Source organism: Gilliamella sp. CG25, from assembly GCF_046635705.1.
Lineage (GTDB): Bacteria > Pseudomonadota > Gammaproteobacteria > Enterobacterales > Orbaceae > Gilliamella > Gilliamella apicola_I.
The window spans coordinates 58,672-76,511 of the sequence record NZ_JBIDFJ010000002.1; the positions used below are offsets into that span (position 1 = coordinate 58,672).

14 protein-coding genes and 1 pseudogene are annotated in these 17,840 nt (G+C 35.7%); 8 read left to right on the forward strand and 7 right to left on the reverse strand.

The features are described from left to right. Window positions 1-88: 88 nt before the first annotated feature. The 6 genes from ACGH6P_RS01770 to ACGH6P_RS01795 all read right to left on the reverse strand — a co-directional run bounded on the left by ACGH6P_RS01770 (window position 89) and on the right by ACGH6P_RS01795 (window position 7,973). The gene (locus ACGH6P_RS01770) at window positions 89-2,200 is read right to left on the reverse strand and encodes a hypothetical protein (RefSeq protein WP_267350746.1); all 2,112 of its coding nucleotides are present in this window, start codon (window positions 2,198-2,200) and stop codon (window positions 89-91) included. A 30-nt stretch (window positions 2,201-2,230) separates the two neighbouring features. Continuing rightward, window positions 2,231-2,884, reverse strand: a complete 654-nt coding sequence (locus ACGH6P_RS01775; RefSeq protein ID WP_267350747.1) for an OB-fold-containig protein — start codon at window positions 2,882-2,884, stop codon at window positions 2,231-2,233. A 73-nt stretch (window positions 2,885-2,957) separates the two neighbouring features. After that, window positions 2,958-3,650, reverse strand: a complete 693-nt coding sequence (locus ACGH6P_RS01780; RefSeq protein WP_267350749.1) for a PspA/IM30 family protein — start codon at window positions 3,648-3,650, stop codon at window positions 2,958-2,960. Between the two features lie 36 nt (window positions 3,651-3,686). Continuing rightward, complete coding sequence (locus ACGH6P_RS01785) at window positions 3,687-4,316, reverse strand: YjfI family protein (protein WP_411596567.1); 630 nt, start codon at window positions 4,314-4,316, stop codon at window positions 3,687-3,689. Between the two features lie 365 nt (window positions 4,317-4,681). Further along, a complete protein-coding gene (locus ACGH6P_RS01790; RefSeq protein ID WP_411596568.1) occupies window positions 4,682-6,985 on the reverse strand; it encodes a TonB-dependent receptor domain-containing protein in 2,304 nt (767 codons plus the stop codon). A gap of 136 nt (window positions 6,986-7,121) precedes the next feature. After that, a complete protein-coding gene (locus tag ACGH6P_RS01795) occupies window positions 7,122-7,973 on the reverse strand; it encodes a hemin ABC transporter substrate-binding protein (RefSeq protein WP_411596569.1) in 852 nt (283 codons plus the stop codon). A 349-nt stretch (window positions 7,974-8,322) separates the two neighbouring features. On the opposite strand from ACGH6P_RS01795, the pseudogene hutW reads away from it, so the two are divergent. The 8 genes and pseudogenes from hutW to ACGH6P_RS01835 form a co-directional block, all read left to right on the forward strand. Beyond that, window positions 8,323-9,627, forward strand: a pseudogene (hutW, locus tag ACGH6P_RS01800) (heme anaerobic degradation radical SAM methyltransferase ChuW/HutW); the annotation flags it as partial. A 125-nt stretch (window positions 9,628-9,752) separates the two neighbouring features. Continuing rightward, a complete protein-coding gene (hutX, locus tag ACGH6P_RS01805; RefSeq protein WP_411596570.1) occupies window positions 9,753-10,253 on the forward strand; it encodes a heme utilization cystosolic carrier protein HutX in 501 nt (166 codons plus the stop codon). An 18-nt stretch (window positions 10,254-10,271) separates the two neighbouring features. Further along, entirely contained in the window at window positions 10,272-10,910 is a 639-nt protein-coding gene (locus ACGH6P_RS01810) for an NAD(P)H-binding protein (protein WP_411596571.1), read from the forward strand. A gap of 106 nt (window positions 10,911-11,016) precedes the next feature. Continuing rightward, on the forward strand, window positions 11,017-11,943 hold the full coding sequence (locus ACGH6P_RS01815) for a FecCD family ABC transporter permease (RefSeq protein WP_411596693.1): 927 nt from the start codon (window positions 11,017-11,019) through the stop codon (window positions 11,941-11,943). Window positions 11,944-11,959: 16 nt separating this feature from the next. Beyond that, window positions 11,960-12,733, forward strand: a complete 774-nt coding sequence (locus ACGH6P_RS01820) for a heme ABC transporter ATP-binding protein (RefSeq protein ID WP_411596573.1) — start codon at window positions 11,960-11,962, stop codon at window positions 12,731-12,733. An 84-nt stretch (window positions 12,734-12,817) separates the two neighbouring features. Beyond that, window positions 12,818-13,819: a zinc transporter ZntB gene (zntB, locus tag ACGH6P_RS01825; RefSeq protein WP_065558201.1), complete on the forward strand. Its 1,002-nt coding sequence runs from the start codon at window positions 12,818-12,820 to the stop codon at window positions 13,817-13,819. A 377-nt stretch (window positions 13,820-14,196) separates the two neighbouring features. Continuing rightward, window positions 14,197-14,466: a GNAT family N-acetyltransferase gene (locus ACGH6P_RS01830; RefSeq protein WP_411596574.1), complete on the forward strand. Its 270-nt coding sequence runs from the start codon at window positions 14,197-14,199 to the stop codon at window positions 14,464-14,466. 15 nt (window positions 14,467-14,481) lie between these two features. Further along, entirely contained in the window at window positions 14,482-16,374 is a 1,893-nt protein-coding gene (locus ACGH6P_RS01835; protein ID WP_411596575.1) for a DNA topoisomerase III, read from the forward strand. 84 nt (window positions 16,375-16,458) lie between these two features. Here the strand turns inward: ACGH6P_RS01835 and ACGH6P_RS01840 are convergent, their stop codons facing one another. Then, the gene (locus tag ACGH6P_RS01840; protein ID WP_411596576.1) at window positions 16,459-17,148 is read right to left on the reverse strand and encodes a hypothetical protein; all 690 of its coding nucleotides are present in this window, start codon (window positions 17,146-17,148) and stop codon (window positions 16,459-16,461) included. Between the last annotated feature and the right edge of the window lie 692 nt (window positions 17,149-17,840).

Below are 17,840 nucleotides of genomic sequence, written 5' to 3' on the forward strand. Positions count from 1 at the left end.
ACAGTTTTCGGTAGGCTATGATTGCCTTACCGAAAACAGTTGATAGTAATAATGTTGTTTTAACCATTATTAGTAAAGTGCAGTTGGGTTAGCTGTCACTTTCTTTTTTGCTATCCGATGGTAAAAATTGTTTAGCTAAAGCTTTTAAGTCAGTATTTTTTAATGTGTCTTTGATATCTATGTCTTTATTTCCGGATAGACGTGATAAGACTGATTGTAGTGCAGATTGCAGAACAGGGCTTTGGTTGACTGTTCCTTCAATCGCTTTACCTACGCTAATGGCTTTCGAGAAGCTGTTAAAGAAGTTGTCATTACCGCCAACAATTTCAATATTTGCTTTACTAAATGCAGCTGCAAGTACGTCTGCTTGTTCTTTAGCGATTTCTTTATTCGCTGCAATTGCTGCCATTGCTTGTTCAAAGCCTTTTTCGAGTGCCAAGCGGAACTCTTCGTGATTTTTAGATTGTTCACTCATGGTGCCCATTGCTTGGAATTTTTCAATTAAACCATTTGCTTCAGCAGTTAGGCGTTCACGTATGATCAGTGCTTCAGCCAGACCTTGTTCTTTCATTGCAGCGGCTTTAGCAAATCCAATGCGTTCATCACCACGTGCTTGAGCAGATAGTTTTTCTTCCAATATTTTCGCTTCGGTCAGACCTTGTTTTTCAGTTGCTGTCGCTTTCGCTTCAATGACTTTTGCTTCAGATAATCCTTTTTCTTGATTTCCTCTTGCTTCTGCTAATAAGGTTTCAGCGGTAATGTTGGCTTTGACTAATCCTTCTTTTTCTTCCGCTTCGGCACGTGCTTTACGTACTTTTGCTTCAGCAAGTCCAATTGCTGCTTCTTCTGCTTCAATACCTTGAGCAAGTTGTTTTTTCGCTTCGGCTTGTTTTGCGGCGGCTTCAAGCTCAGCTTGTGCCATGGTGCTAAGTTCGACCGCACGATGTTTCGATGCTTGTTCATCTGCTTCTGCTTGTTTAACTTGTTTGACTAATTCTTGCTCTGCTCGTGCTTCGGCTTCGATAATTGTTGTTTGTTTTTCTCGATCCGCTTTGGATACTTCACGCACTTCTTTGATGTTTTCTTCTTCAATCGCAACGGTTTTTTCAACGGCAACACGTTCACGAATCACATTGGCAATATGTTTCTTTTCTTCTTCAAGAACTTTATCTTTTTCGATTCGTTGTAATTCAACTTCACGTTCACGAGCGACGATTTCAAGTGAGCGAGCACGTTCAACCCGTTCTTCTTCAATGGCAATTGCACGTAAGCGGTTTTGTTGTGCAACTTCTACTTCACGTAGACGATTTTCTTCACGAACTTCAATTTCTTGTTGCGATTGAATTCTTGCTTGTTCGGCTTTTAATCGCTCTTCTTCTTGAACTTTTAATGTTTCAGCTTGTTCACGAGCTCGAATCGTTTCAATTTCACGTTTTTGACGGGCTTCGGCATCGGCTTGTTGACGCTCAAGTTCTAATTTAGCTTCAATCGTTTCTGTGTCTTTTTTCTTTAAAGCTAATTCAAGATCTCTTTCCCGTTTGTTGGTTTCATCTTTATGAATAGCGGTGATAGCCGTGATTTTGTTAATCCCTTCCGCATCGAATATATTATCGGGATCGAGTGATTTAATTGGTGTTTGTTCTAAGTAATCGATAGCGACATCTTCTAACGCATAACCGTTAAGATCTTTTCCAATCACATCAATGATTCGTTCACGGAAATTCATCCGATCTTCAAAGAGTTTGGCGAGTTCGAATTGTTTACCAACCGTTTTTAACGCTTCCGAGAATTTAGCACTAAATAGTGTGCTGACGGCTTTTTGATCTGATGCACGATCAACGCCGATCGATTTTGCCACTTTTAACACATCTTCTGTGGTTTCGTTAACACGTAAATAAAAGGCAACACAAATATCTGCACGTAGATTATCTTTACAGATTAATCCGTCTTTGCCTCGACGTTCTACATCAAAAGTAATCAATGATATTTTCATAAATTCTTTTTTGTAGATTACAGGATAGACTAACGCGCCAGTAAAGTGTACCTTCGGTCTTGACGTCATATCGTTAACAATAAGTGCAGTACCTTGCGGCACTTTTATATAAAATGCTTTGAATAATAAGAAAAATCCAACAATAACAAGGAATATAATTCCGATTGTTAACAAGAAAAATATGACTGTATCTTGATTGATTGACATGATTTGTTTTTCTCCAAAAAAATAATTTTGTTATCCATTAAACTCGTCGAGGCTAATAATTTCATAGCTATTATTTGTTTTATCATAGCTTAGCAAAATGGCTTTATCGCCACGTTTGAATTGATATGATTCGTTACATCTAACTTGTAAGATTAGACCTGCTCCACCGTCTTCATACGTTGCTTCACCTTTGGTTTCGCTGACAGTACTGGAACGGATTTCAACAGTTTGACCTAATAATGATTTATGACTATTGGCTGTATTGAGTTTGCTAAAAATAGGGCGTAGAGGTTTTATTGTAAATGCGGTTAAGTACACCGCCGCGATGAAGGCAGTTATAAAAATTATTAATCCTAATAAGTAGTAAATTAGCGCATAATGACTAATAGGTATCATGAAAAAACGAAAAGAAAAATAGCAGATTGACCATCCAAATAAAGAGATTAGGGTAATGACTAATGTCATGGGGACTTCGTTGAATCCTAACTTCATGAGTAGGCCGCTAAATCCTGAAGCTGGATTATCAGTTGATAGTTGTTTGACATCTATATCAAAATCAATGTCTAAGCAATCAACCGTTAAAACGCCAATTGATGCAACCAACCAATATAGTACGCAAATCGTGACTAATCCACTAAAGATGACGACTGGAAAAGAAAAAAAGATTCCCCAGAATAGATCCATTATATTTCCTTAAATTTCATTCTTCCAAATAGCGATATTTATAATTTTTAAGTTTAAAAAATAAATAACTATTTTAGTTTGTTTGTTTTTCTTTTAATCTGGCTAAAATTGCCATCGCGCTTTGATTGCCTGTTTTAATTCCTGCTGCTTCAAGCTTGTTATCAAGTGAACTTTCATTTTCTGCTGTTGCCAGTTCATTTTTTGCTTCAATAATGGCAGCATTTTTTTCCTGACGTTTTTTGATACGTTCTAAAGAATCTAACGCCGTTTGTAATTTAGCGGTCGAACTTCCATAACGTTGAGCAATCGCAGTTTGAGCTTTTTGCACGCTTTCGGTCGCTTTGACAATATCAACTTGTTGTTTTAAATTGCGAATGTTAATTTCAGTTTGTGAAATGGTTTGACGCAAGTTTTTTACACTGTCAGAAAAATAGGTCACCTGTTTTTGGTAGTTATCATGTTCGTTTTCAAGTGTCACTAATTTTTCAGCAATTTCTAATGCAAGTTCTTCATTATCTGAATCTAATGCTTTTACTGCGTAGCCTTCGTATTCAGTAATTTGAGTTTTAACTCTTTTTGCTTCTTTTTCCGCTATTTTTTGTTGAGCAAGAACGTTAGCTAGCGACTCTTTCGCTTGTTTAAGTTCTGCATCGGCGTCTCGGATTTCTTGATCCAATATGCGCAAAGCTTGGGTATCGATAATGGATTCACCGGCTTCGTTAATACCGCCTCGTAGTGCCGTAATCAGTTTTTTGAAAATGGTCATTGTTTAATCTCCTTATTGTTGATATTTATTCTGTAGTTAAATATTAAAGTAATGTTCGTAAGCTTCGGTCGCTTTGATCACATTATCGGATAAGGTTTCTAATTCATAAATGACATTACTTAGTATCGATGTCGCACTAAGCGCACCATACATAATATAATTAACTGAGCCATCTCCCGTTTTTTCAATCGCAATGGTTGATAATGGGAAAAGTTTACGAGTGCATAAAATCTCTTCGTTAAATTGGGATTGTTGTTTAATTATATTAACAGGCCAAAGTAGCGCTTCAACAATAATTTGTTGATTTGATACACTTAAAAATAGTGGTAAGTCACCATATTCATGCATGATAATATGCAAACAAGCATCAACACCATCAATGATTTCGATACTTGCAGAACCTTGTTTAACTAATTCAGAATTGTTTAATTCATCATAAAGATCTGTAATTAACCAAACTTTATTATTTTTCATTTCATTATATTCCTGTTTATCATTAAAACGCTGGTTGTTTATTACCAAAGGTAGTCGAAATTGCTTTTCAATGTCGAGTAACCTTGAAGTATTTTCTGGCAAAATCCAAACTTCTTTTTTAATTAAGCCCTGATCCCGCAGACGTTGTCGATACTGCTGCTGATAAAAAGCCGAGCTTTTTGTCTCTTTCATTTTTTTCATAAAAATTAGTTAAGATTTTGTTAGTGTTTAATGTGAACAATATTATCATAAAAACATCACATGTAAATATTACATGTAATATTTTTTTGATGATTATTTATTTATAAAAAATTTAGTTTTTTTGATTATTTATTTGATTAATTGTGTTTTATTAATGGTTGTCTGTTGAGTAGTCATTAACGATAGGATAATTAATCTTTATTAAGCGCAGTATTATCAAATATATTTAATAAGTGTTCAATTTAATTTGTTGTTTTTTTAGTTTAATATAGTTTTAAATTATATTAATCATTTTTTAACAAAAAAAACCCGCACAAGCGGGTTAGTTGTCAATGTTATTTAGTAACAAGGCTGTTTTAAAAATCGATATCTAAGCCGAGTTGGAATGTTCGACCCGGTGCAGTAAATAGATCGAGGTATTTACGATCAGATGAACGATATAACTTGTTATTACTTAAATAATCCCAGTATTTTTGGTCGGTAAGATTATAAATACCACCACTTAACTTGACGTTTTTAGTGATGTTAACATAGCTGGTTAAGTCAATGACTCCATGTCCTGCGATTCTAAAATATTCTTCTTTTGAATCAGGAATGGGTTTACCATCATTGTTATAGGATTCCCGTGAAGTTGGTGTGGTTTTTTTGCCTTTTTGGAAAGTTGCATTAATTGCAATACCATAAAATTTATTTGGATCATCCCATGCCAAACCAATGGTACTTTTGAGTGGGGCAATAGAGTCCATTTCAATGTATTTATCACCTAAATAGCTCGATTTTGATTTACCTTGGTTGTAGCCAATTGCAAATTTAGCTGTTAAGCCATTAGCTTGGTCGAACCATGAACCAAAATTAAATTCACTGCTTAATTCAGCACCATAGATATACGCTTTATCACGGTTTTCAGCTTGATAAACCAGTCGATTACCGGTTCCGACAAAATCTTTTTTATAGCGTGTGTAAGCGATAAAGTTTTTGTATTTATTGTAAAAAGCTGCCGTTGATAAGGTTATTCCTGTCATAGGATGACCTTTAACGCCTAATTCGAAATTATCACTTGTTTCGGTTTTAAGATTTGAATCACCAACCAGTACGTACATGGTACTATGCGCTAAATAAGAGCCATAAAGTTGATTTTGGTTTGGCATTTGTGCGCTGCGTTTATATTGTAGGTAAGCTGTAAAATTAGGATTGATGTCGTACATCAAAGCGAGTGAAGGTAATAGCTGGAAATCACTGTTACTTTTATATTGTTGGCTTAGTCTAGATGCATCTGCAATGGTGACAGCCATATTTTCTAAATGACGTGGCTTTGTTTTTTGATAAATTGCTCGAATGCCAGGTACTAAGTAATAGTTATGATGATCATTAATATTGAAGGCGATTCGGTCTTCAATAAATCCACCAAGTTGATAAGTACGGCTGTCAGCTTGGGGTTTAGTGTAATCTCCGTCAGGGAAAATCTTTCCATATCTTGGTTTGGCTGATGTGTAAAATGGCGATTCGTCTTCACTCCATTTACCATTTAAACCAGCACTTATTTTTTGATTATTATATTGTTTTAGCAAGGTGGTAATAAAATTATAGGCTTTAGTATTGTAATTGGTTTGAATGTTATATTGACCATTTGTTGTGTGATTTAGATAGGTGCTGTCATACACATTCGTGCGTTGATAATTTAATTGCGTTGTCAGGCTATCAATCCAATTAATATTGGTTGGTGTCCATATATCTTTTATCGCCAAATTGAAGCGGTTGTTTTTACTTCGTTGCTTATCATGCGATTCAATTTTTTTACCATTTTTGTCCCATGTATCATAGTGCGAATGTTTGGTTTTGTTATTGTAATCAATGGTCGTATTAAGCTGATGCTTATCGGTCATTTGCCAGCTGAAACCCGCAAGGATTGAATTTGAATGGTAGTTTTCCGGATAGTTATTAATTGAGTTTCCGTAATTTCTTCCTTGCTGTCCATCACGACGACTGAATACGATAATTCCGTTTAGTTCATCATCACCGCCTGCTAATGTGATACCTTGATGATAGCTTCTGTCGGTGCTGTCATAATTATTTTGGAATCCAAAATAGCTGGTTTTTCCGGGGTAGAGGTAATAGCTAGCAGCTTTAGTTTGAAACGATACCGATCCACCAAGTGCATTATTGGCATTACTTACCGAAGTTGCGCCAGATTGAATATCGACTTTGTTATACATATAGGTATCGATGTAATCGCGTCCTATTCCATACGAGCCAAAGCCTGCTCGCCCGACAGAATTAACGCGTCCTTGTGCAATAGGCAGTGGCATTCCGTCAATATCGATAGAAACGCGATTAGCATCTAATCCTCGAATGTTGTAACCTGTAAAGCCTCCTCTGTCCCAACTACTTTTACCACTGCCAGAACCCGATATGTTGCCCGATGCTGAAATCAATGGTTGGTAGCGCATAAGCGTGCCAAAATTAGTCCCGCCGTCTCGTCGAATATCTTGTTCGGAAATTTCAGTATTGATACCCGGCTGTTTGATTGATTCGTGTGCCGTTACTGTCATGACATCGTTGATTTTTTCATCATCATGTTTTTCAGTTGCTATGGCAGGCATAACGAATGTTAAGCCTAAAGCTAGTGTGCCCGTTTTTTTTAAATTCTTAATGTATAACATGTTTAACCTTCAATCTTACTAATCTAAATTAAATGATTTTTATCATTCGTTAAAAACAGTTTTCGTGATGTTTGATTGTTTTATCGTTACTGTTAAATGCCTTTAATGCTGAATAATCTAAAGTACTTTCAATTGATTATTCTGGGTAAAAAATTTGATAAAGCTGGGTAGCAACTTCATCCACTCGTGGCCCAATGCCAAAAAGATAACTGTCATCAATGGTTTTAATTCGATTATTTTTGTAAGCCGATGTTTCGGTTATGCCAGATATCGTTTGTAATTTATCCATACCCCCTAATTGTTGTATGGAATGGCTGTTTAATAAAATAACATCAGGATTCATCGCAATTAGCGATTCGGCGCTGTAATTTTTATAGCTGTTATGCGTCGCTAGATTTTCACCACCTGCAATGGTGATTAAGGCGTCAGCGGTGGTATTTTTACCGGCAATGGCATTACTTCCTCCCATTGTCATCATGAATAATACTTTGGTTTTTTGGGGATGCGTTTTAATCTTGTCTTGTAGCTTGGAAAGATGGGTTTTTATTTTTGTAATTAATTGATTACCTTCATGTTGCTTGTTAAGTTTTTGAGCAATTTTGTCAATGTTTTGATAAAGTAATTCAACTGTGCCTGGGACACGTGGTAATGCCAATACGTCAACTTTGGCTTGATGCATTTGTGTTAAAACGTTGTCGGGTTCAATATCATTAAAGGCAATAAATAGCGTTGGTTTAAGCGATAATATACCTTCTATGTTGAGCAGTTTCCAATATCCAATTTGGGGTAGATGTTGAGTTGTTGCCGGATACGTACTGGTTTTATCAACACCGACCACTTGTTGACCTTCTCCCAAAGCATAAACAATCTCTGTTAACGATCCCCCAGCAATGACAATTCTTTGGTTAGCTGAACTGATATTTATTAAACCTGATAATGTAAGCATAAGTAAAATAACACTCAGGTTTGTATATATTTTTTTAATCATTACATAATTCCTATAGCTAAAATACAGTTGCATTACACTATATTGAAAATGAGAACTATTATCAATAGTGATATGGTGATATTTTTACGTTTTAGTTGGATATTCGCTTTAAAACTAAGGGGAAATAAAGTAAGAACAATGAATGTTATAAGTGATTATTTTGTTAAAAATGGCAAAAAATTGAAAAATGAAGATTCAAATTGGTAGTAAAAGAATCTCATCACTCATTGAAAAAATAAAAATATCTATCAAATTATCAAATGGTTAATAAAAAATTAAATAAAATATATTGATAAATGATAATAATTATTATTTAATCTTTACAGAATATTTAATCAGAATGGCAGTTATGAAATCTTTAGATGTTAGTCCTTTTTATGCGTTAAATTCAGCACTTCCTTTTAAGGATCGCTGGGCGGTTATGCCCTTACAGGCAAGTTTACCCGTTCCCCCACACGAAATTGAACAAAAATGGCAAGAAATTCAAAATGCTGATTTGCGTGGTCGAAAGCGTCTTATTTATATTCATATTCCTTTTTGTGACATTCATTGTCAATTTTGTGGCTTTTATCAAAACCCCTTGCGTAAATTTGATACAAGTACTTATATCGATTATTTATTGAAAGAAATTTCATTGGAAATTAATAATGAAGCCATGCAATCCGCCCCCATTCATGCCATTTATTTTGGCGGTGGTACGCCTTCGGCTTTAGCTGCCGGGCAATTAGCACGCGTTATCCGTTATCTTAAGCAATATGCGCCTTTAGCACCCGATTGCGAAATTACGGTAGAAGGGCGTATTTCGGATTTTGATGATGAAAAAGTGGATAGCTATATTGAGGCGGGGGCTAATCGATTTTCAATTGGCATACAAACCTTCAATACGACAATCAGACAGAAGTTAGGTCGTCAATCAACAGAACAAGAAATTATCAAAAATTTTGAGCGTATTGCTTCACGTGATAGTGTGGCTTTAGTCTGCGATTTGATGTTTGGTTTACCTAATCAAACTATTGAAACTTGGCAACGTGATCTTGAAATCGTCAATGATCTTCCGTTAGATGGTGTTGATCTTTATTCACTAAATTTACTACCTACCACACCGTTAGCAAAAGGGGTAGAAAACAACCGTATAGCGTTGCCGTCAGTAAGTGACAAATGTCATTTTTATCATCAAGGTGCTGAGTTTTTAGCTAAACAGGGGTGGGTTCATTTGACCAATGCGCATTGGGCTAAAACAAGTCGTGAACGTAACTTGTACAACTTTTTGATTAAGCAAGGTTCGCATTTTTTTGGCTTTGGATCGTGTGCTGGTGGTAAATTAGATACGCATTCGTATATGCTTCATCGTGACTTAAATCAGTATTATATGCAACTTGATCAGGGCAAAAAACCCCTAATGATGTTAACAGGTAAATCCTTATTAGGGGATTGGTTACATCAATTACAAGCAGGCATTGAGAAAGGTCGAGTGGATTTGACTAAATTGACCGAGCATAGTCATTTATTTGATCCTTTAATTAAACAGTGGCATCAAGTTGGTTTACTTCAAGATGAGGATCATTGTTTACGACTGACATTATCTGGTCGTTTTTGGTCAAGCAATATTTTACAAGCTTTGCAGCAGTTGTTATTACAACTGAACAACCCCGAACATATTGAATTACAGCATAAAATGGCAAAGGCTAAGCAAGCAATGAAAGGTCATCCTGCTATGCCTGGTGCACATTCTGAAAAGAAAAATAATCAACCTATTTCACATCATTAAAGGATATTAACATGGTAGATAAGCAAACTCATCTCAGTAATCTTTCAACTTATATGCAAACCAATCCCGAGGAGTTATTAGAAAAAATTGCTCAAGATCATCAAGTGACTTTGACGCAAGTTATTCAAGCCTTACCGGATGCGAAAATTGTTGATGGTTCATATTTTGATATGATTTGGGATGAAGTGACAACTTGGGGCGATGTGTTATTTTTGATCCATACCGGAGATGTGATTGCTGAAATTTCAGGTGCATTACCGCCAGGTTCGCATAGTCAAAAATATTTCAATTTACGTCATCAAAAAGGATTAAGTGGTCATATTAAAGCTGAACATTGTCAATATATTGCTTTTATTGAACGTAAATTTATGAAAATGTCGACAGCTTCGATGATCTTTCTTAATCATATGGGACAATCAATGTTTAAAATTTTTGTGGGTCGTGATGAAAAACATCAGTTAAAACAGGATCAGTTAGAAAAATTTAGAGCATTAGCAAATAAAATTAACTAATGTTGAGATGATAATAGCATGAAAACAATATTAGTTTTTGGTGTCAGTCCAAAATTGGGTACGGGTTATCAGATTTGTCAGTTAGTTAAACAGTGCCAACCAAGTTGGCGTTGTATTGCATTGGTACGAGACGAAACTTTTGCCAAGCAGTTAAGTGAGAAAGGTATTGAGTGTCATGTCGGTGATGCGACCGACTCATCTATGGTTAGCCAGCTTTGTGCATTAGCCGGATCTGACGCCACAATTATTTCAACACTGGGTGGGGAAACCGGAAATTATCTAGCACAACGTATTATTATTGATTGTGCTGAACAAGCCAATATAAGGCAGATGGTGTTAGTCACATCCTTAGGTTGTGGTGATACATGGTCAACATTGTCTTTACGAGCTAAACAAGCGTTTGGACATGCGGTACGTGAAAAATCGTTAGCGGAAGTTTGGTTACAAACTAGCACGCTAAAATACCTTATATTAAGACCGGGTGGATTACAAAATGGGGAACTAACAGGTAATGCAAAATGCTATTTTCAGCAAGAGGTACATGGACTGATTCATCGTATCGATTTAGCGAAAGTCATTATTGATAAAATAGCGCATCAGCAACTTGATAATAAAGCTTATACTGTTATTGATCCGAATCTTAAATTTGAACATTAAAATAGCATGAATGTAATTAAATCCATATTTTTAGCGAGGATAGTGAGTGCAACGTTATAGTCATCGTTCATTGTTATGGGGACTGTTTATCGTGCTGTTGGTTTTGATGGTTTTATCAGCTAATACGGGTGCTTTAACATTTCCAGTTTCTCAGTTATTGTCATTATCATTTGATGATCCATTGAAGAATATTTGGTTGAATATACGTTTACCTCGTATTTTATTAGCAGTGATTGTCGGTATGGCATTAGCAACTTCAGGCGCTGTCATGCAAGGATTATTTCGTAATCCTTTAGCGGATTCAGGTTTGTTGGGCATCAGCAGTGGCGCTGGTTTGTTGGTTGGTTTGTCAATTTTATTTCCGACTATCTTTCCACCAATTATGATGCTGTATGGAAAAATGTTTGCTGCTTTTTTGGGTAGTTTATTCATCTGTTTTCTGATCTATCTTTATAGTCTTCATGCCGAGTGTAATTTGGTCAAAATGGTGTTGTTGGGTGTAGCAATCAATGCCATTATCGGAGCAGTAATGGGATGCCTAAGTTATATTAGTGATGAAGCACAATTAAGACAAATATCACTTTGGTCAATGGGGCATTTGGGTAAAGGATCGTGGGAATTAGTGTTAGTTGCTACTTCGTTAATTATCCCTGCTTTGTTAGCCATTTTGGTCCTTTCTCATCAGCTCAATATATTGCAATTGGGGGATGAAGATGCGCACTATTTAGGTATTAATGTTATTCGTTTGAAGCAATATTTGTTGGTGTTTAGTGCCATTTTAATCGGTACATCGGTTGCAGTAAGTGGCATTATTGCTTTTGTTGGTTTGGTGGTTCCTCATATGATTCGATTACGTATTGGGGCTAATCATAGCGTGTTATTACCTGCATCGGCATTGGCAGGTGGCTGTTTATTACTCTCAGCCGATACTCTGGCAAGAACGGTTGTTGCACCGACTGAAATACCGGTAGGGTTATTGACAAGTTTAATTGGTGGACCTTATTTTCTTTGGCTCATTTTAAGGCACAAATAACGGGTATAATTTGACGATGTTGACAGCAAAAAACTTAACTTTTTATTGTGGTACTCGGTGTTTAATCGATGATGTGTCTTTAGATATTCAAGCTGGCGAAATTGCCATTATCATTGGTCCTAATGGTGCAGGTAAATCAACTTTATTACGGCTTTTAACGGGTTATCAGACACCATCATCTGGCGATATTTATCTTTTTGATAAAGCGATGACACAATGGTCTGCTAAGCAATTAGCTAAAGTGAGAACGGTGATGTTACAGCATAGCCAGATGACGTTTCCTTTTACGGTAAAAGAAGTGGTGGCAATGGGGCGAGCACCTTACGGTAAACTTCATTGCGAGCAAGCCATTCACGAAACTATGCAACAAACTGATTGCTTGAAGTTGGCTAACCGTGATTACCGTAGCTTGTCAGGCGGAGAACAGCAACGTGTACAATTGGCTCGCGTTTTAGCCCAATTGTGGCAAGAGGAGCCAACTGAAAAGCTACTTTTTTTAGATGAACCCACTTCAGCATTAGATTTGTATCATCAGCAACATACATTGCGATTATTAAAACAACTCGCCAAAGAACAGCAACTGGCAGTGTGTTGTGTGTTACATGATCTTAATTTGGCTGCCTTGTATGCGGATAAAGTGTTGCTTCTTAGTCAGGGAAAAATCGTTAAGCAAGGTGCACCTGCTGAAGTATTAACTGTTGAAAATATTAATCATTGGTATGGGGTTGAATTAGGTATTATTCCGCACCCTAGTAATGCTTTGGTTCCGCAACTCTATTTAATGCCTTAATTTTGATAAATTAAGTTAATCAATCGCTCCATTTTTGAGCAATTTCAGTATATAATTAAGAAAACTTAACAAATGGGGCTTATAATGACGAATGAAAATAGTGAAAATTCCGTTCCTGTTTCAGATCTTATATCAGCAAAACCTGTTTTTAGTTGTCAATTTGATGGTAAAGGTAAAGCCAATCCTTTAAGTAATGATTGCCAAGCGACGGTGCAAAAGCCATGTTGGATCCATCTGGATTTTGCTAAATCCGAAACGATTAAGTGGATTAATCAGACAAAATTGATTCCGGATTTAGTGAAAAATGAGTTAATTAAACCCAACCAAATATCGAAAGAAATTCGTTTTGATACGGGTATTTTAGTCGTATTAAAAGGTGTCAATTATACGCCAAATGAATTACCCGATCCGATTGTAACCTTCCGTTTTTATATTACCGATAATTTAATTGTTTCGACCCGACATCAACAAATTGATGCGATTTTCCAATTAAAAGATAATTTAGAAAAAGGAATAGGGCCTGTTGATGTTGCTGATTGGTTGATTCAAGTATCCGAACTCATTAGTGATCAAGTCAATTTATCGTTTGATAGTGTACATAACAAAATTGTTAAACTTGAAGACTTAGTATTAAATCAGCGAATTCTTTCACATAAAGAAATTGGTCGAGTACGTAAACAGTTGATCATTCTTCGTCGATTATTATCTCCGCAACGGGATATTTTCGTTAAAATTTCAACCGAAAGGATTTCTTGGATTGATGATAACGATCGCCAACGTCTACATGATATTTCTAATCAACAAAGCCACTATGTGTCAGATATCGATAGTTGCTTATTGCGTCTTGCCTCGATTATGGAGCAAATTAATAGCTTTTTGGCAGAATCGACCAATAAACGAATCTATTTAATGTCACTATTTACCATTATATTTACACCAATCACGTTTATAACCAGTTTACTTGGTGTCAATCTTGCCGGTATTCCGTTTAGTGAGCATCCTTGGTCTTTTGTTGGGTTAATCTTGATTCTTATTGTTATTTCTATTGTTTCTGCCATTTGGCTTAAGTTCAAAAAATGGTGGTAAAAACCCGTTTTAAAATCACGACAACTAAAAAATGATAAAGCTGAATCTTGTAACATAATTAATCAATTAAATGATATTTTAAAAGCTTTAACATGCATTGTTGACGAGGTATTGGCAAAGTGATAAGTGTTGTGCTTTCAATCTTAATTGATTTCAGCCTTGTGATAAGATTATAAATAATAACTGTCCTTTTTAGGGTATTAGAATTACTTAAGCAGGCTAAGCTTAGTCCCGTTCTTTTAATGCATTGTAAAAATTAGGTTATTTTTGTGTTTATTGTTGAGAATGATTATCTGCAAATTATTGCGCTTGAATGGCGTTAAGACTTATGTAACAATTTTCAACCTTATTGAGCATTAATAACAGACTCAGCAGGATTGGAAATTTTAAAGGATAATATGATAATTTATGGAGCCTTACCGTATTTGGCCTATCACACTGGTTTTAAGATTGAATGGTACACGACAAAGCAAAAAAGTCGAAAAGAACAAGGTTTGATGTGTTTAGACAAACTTATTTTAATTTGTTTTTATTGTCGCATTCTGACTTGCAGGGATGCTGACAAGGCATTGTCTTTGAAGATGTTAAATCATTTAAATTTTAGCGTTAAATCATCCTATCAAACTTATTTTGTTTCAAATTTATGATTAAGACTAATAATTATGCAATCTAATCAAACTTATCGTCTGTTTATTGCTGAAAAGCCCAGTCTAGCAAGGGCTATTGCCGATGTTTTGCCTAAACCACTTCAAAAAGGAACGGGTTTTATTAAAGCCGCTAACGGCGATATTGTGAGTTGGTGTATCGGACATCTTTTAGAACAAGCCACCCCAGAAGTATATGATGATCGCTTTAAAAAATGGGTGATTGATGATCTACCTATTGTTCCGGAAAAATGGATTTTGATGCCAAAAGGGAGTACAAAAAGCCAATTTGATATTTTAGTCGAATTGATTAAATCTGCCGATCAGATTGTGCATGCAGGCGATCCAGATCGAGAAGGGCAATTATTAGTCGATGAAGTTTTAAATTATTGTCAACTCACACCCGATAAACGCAAAACAATTAAGCGTTGCTTGATTAGTGATTTAAATGCCAGTGCAGTTGAAAAATCGCTTGAACAATTACGCAGTAATCAAGATTTTATTCCGCTCTCTACGTCAGCGCTTGCAAGAGCCCGTGCTGATTGGTTGTATGGTATTAATATGAGTCGTCTTTGTACGCTGGTGGGGCAACGAGGCGGGTATCGAGGAGTGTTATCCATTGGACGGGTACAAACGCCTATTCTTGGTTTAGTGGTAAGGCGTGATTTAGATATTGAAAAGTTTGTTCCCAAACCGTTTTATGAAGTTTTTGCTGTACTTCAAACCCAGCATAATGAAATATTTAAGGCCAAGTGGCAACCTAGCGAAGCTTGTGCTCCCTATCAAGATGAAGAAGGGCGAGTTTTAGTCAAAGCATTAGCCGAAAACGTTTGTCAAAGAATTAAAGATCAAACCGGTATTATTGAGAAAGTCAGTAACAAAAAGAAAGAAGTTGCATCACCTATGCCATTTAATTTATCCGCTCTTCAAATTGAGATGGCTAAAAAAAATGGATTAAGTGCACAAGATGTGCTTGATATTTGCCAGTCATTATATGAAAAGCATAAACTGATCACCTACCCGAGATCCGATTGCCGTTTTTTACCCGAAGAGCATCTTAACCAAATAATCAGTGTAAAATTAGCAATGGAAAATAATTGCCCGGATTTACAGCCTGCTATTGAAAACGCTGATTTTAGTTTGCGGACAAAAGCTTGGAACGATAAAAAAGTTGAAGCGCACCATGCCATCATTCCAACACAGCGCAAGGCTAAAATGGACAATTTAACGGATAATGAAAAATTAGTTTATCAGGTGATTGCAACCCAATATTTAGCACAATTTTATCCTGTATATAAATACGCTGAATTACAAATTGATGTTGATATTCAAGGTGGAAAATTTATTGCTAGAGCAACGCAAATGCTTGAAGCAGGCTGGAAAGCGTTGTTTGGAACGAAAACTTTACAAGCTGATCAATCCGAAGCGGATGCAGAGAGTAATGGATTGTTAACTAAATTAGTGAAAAAAGGGGAGGCAGTGCAATGTATCGATGCTGAACTTATCAGTAAAGAAACACAACCCCCTAAACCTTTTAATGATGCAACTTTACTTTCCGCAATGACAGGTATTGCAAGATTTGTTAAAGATCCAGAGATTAAAAAAATATTGCGGGAAACCGATGGTTTAGGCACAGAAGCAACTCGAGCAGGAATAATAGAACTGTTATTTAAACGTCAATTTTTAACTCGGCAAGGCAAAACAATTCGTGCCACTCCAGTTGGACGTAAGTTAATTTTATCGTTACCAGATATTATGTCTATCCCCGATATGACTGCGCATTGGGAACGACAATTAGATGAAATCAGTAAAAAGGCGTTTTCTTACCAACAATTCATGAATCAGTTAAATCAATCATTGCTTGAACTTGTAGAGCAGCTTAAAAATGCCCGTTTAAATATACGTGCTTAGTTCCCATATAACTATTAAGGCGACGTAAAGCTTAGATTTGTCGCCTTATTTATTACCACAGCAGATAAAGCCTTCGAAATTGGGTTATGATTGGTGCGATTCTTCTTTACTCATTATGGATTTTTCAAAACTAGGATTACTATTATTACTTTCTTGAATAATGCGAACTAGTTGGTCATTAGCACGCTTTAAAAAAGTGTCGTCTTTCAAAATCAATCGATAGGTATTAAGCCTTTTTAAAGGCGCTATGGCGAACTGAGTTGCAATCAATAAGATAATTAAAATGGTTATCGCGGCAATGATTATATTAATCATTGAATTTGATCTAAAAACGGTATCAAGATTCGATATCACCATAATAAAAGCGAGAATGAACCCAACACATAATAGGATGACTTCTTTAACTAAAAAAGGATTGACTGCCGTTATTTTATTTTGTCTGATACAAAAGTATTGGGTTAGTGAATTTAATTGTAATAAATTGATGATGTTTTTAATGTCAGCATTAATTAACGAAATTGCGATTCTTTCTTTCTTCATGTCACCGGTTTGATAAAAACAGACCTTGTCCCAAAGAAGTTTACTTTTAATATTATTCAAGTAATCCTTTTGGTATTTTGGCTTAGGTGTCTTTTCTAAAATATCAGCATATATAATGATATTATCGAGGTATTGATTGGGTGATCTTTTTCGATTGAAAAACCATAAAAATGAAAGTGCGAAAATGATCACGAAATTTAACCAATTAGTGTCGAGTAATGTTATGAGTTCCACTTTCGTTTTCCTTGCGTTGAACAGTATTAGTTAATGTAAATGATATTAAGTTTTGTGTGTATTATTTATATACAAAAAAGCATTTATTGGGGCGATAAGTGCTGTTTTTAAGCTGTTATGACCTTTTTAAAGGATTATTGGTTGACTTATTTTAGCTAAAGGCGTATAAATTGCCCGCCTTTGAGCTTTTCTTACTTTTTTAACTATTAGGTGGTTAAAAATGAGGGTTAAGAAAAGTTGAAATACAAAGTGTTGAGTTCAATTTTATAGGAGAACTATGGACGCTCAATCGGGTCACCCCATATATGGGGAGATGTATTCAAACACAAATCATTATCGGTTAATGAACCTGTCTAAATAATCATTTTTTCAGTTCACGCGCCGAAATTGATCGAACGGTAACGGTGAACGATATGCAATTTTTTACACGCTATCACACAAATTCAAAACATCATGGTGCGCACATCTTAATGTTGTGTTCATTACTTTTTTCAGAAAAACATTTAGAACCACCGAGTTGTATCTAATTCTTAATTAAATTATCTCGCTAAATTATTTTTTGCTCAGCCATCGCTTTGAGTGCGGTCATGCTGTTGCATTAAAGTCTTAGCTATTCAATTAGTTACTTTGCTTATTGTTATTTTTTAACAGTGAGTAGGCATATTTTTGTCTAAAAAATTATGAATATAGGT

Coding starts and splice junctions, on each gene's coding strand:
- hutX (WP_411596570.1), top strand. CDS start 9,753: ATGGTAGATAAGCAAACTCATCTCAGTAATCTTTCAACTTATATGCAA.
- ACGH6P_RS01780 (WP_267350749.1), bottom strand. CDS start 3,650: ATGACCATTTTCAAAAAACTGATTACGGCACTACGAGGCGGTATTAAC.
- ACGH6P_RS01785 (WP_411596567.1), bottom strand. CDS start 4,316: ATGAAAGAGACAAAAAGCTCGGCTTTTTATCAGCAGCAGTATCGACAA.
- ACGH6P_RS01790 (WP_411596568.1), bottom strand. CDS start 6,985: ATGTTATACATTAAGAATTTAAAAAAAACGGGCACACTAGCTTTAGGC.
- ACGH6P_RS01775 (WP_267350747.1), bottom strand. CDS start 2,884: ATGGATCTATTCTGGGGAATCTTTTTTTCTTTTCCAGTCGTCATCTTT.
- ACGH6P_RS01815 (WP_411596693.1), top strand. CDS start 11,017: ATGGTTTTATCAGCTAATACGGGTGCTTTAACATTTCCAGTTTCTCAG.
- ACGH6P_RS01820 (WP_411596573.1), top strand. CDS start 11,960: ATGTTGACAGCAAAAAACTTAACTTTTTATTGTGGTACTCGGTGTTTA.
- zntB (WP_065558201.1), top strand. CDS start 12,818: ATGACGAATGAAAATAGTGAAAATTCCGTTCCTGTTTCAGATCTTATA.
- ACGH6P_RS01810 (WP_411596571.1), top strand. CDS start 10,272: ATGAAAACAATATTAGTTTTTGGTGTCAGTCCAAAATTGGGTACGGGT.
- ACGH6P_RS01835 (WP_411596575.1), top strand. CDS start 14,482: ATGCAATCTAATCAAACTTATCGTCTGTTTATTGCTGAAAAGCCCAGT.
- ACGH6P_RS01770 (WP_267350746.1), bottom strand. CDS start 2,200: ATGTCAATCAATCAAGATACAGTCATATTTTTCTTGTTAACAATCGGA.
- ACGH6P_RS01795 (WP_411596569.1), bottom strand. CDS start 7,973: ATGATTAAAAAAATATATACAAACCTGAGTGTTATTTTACTTATGCTT.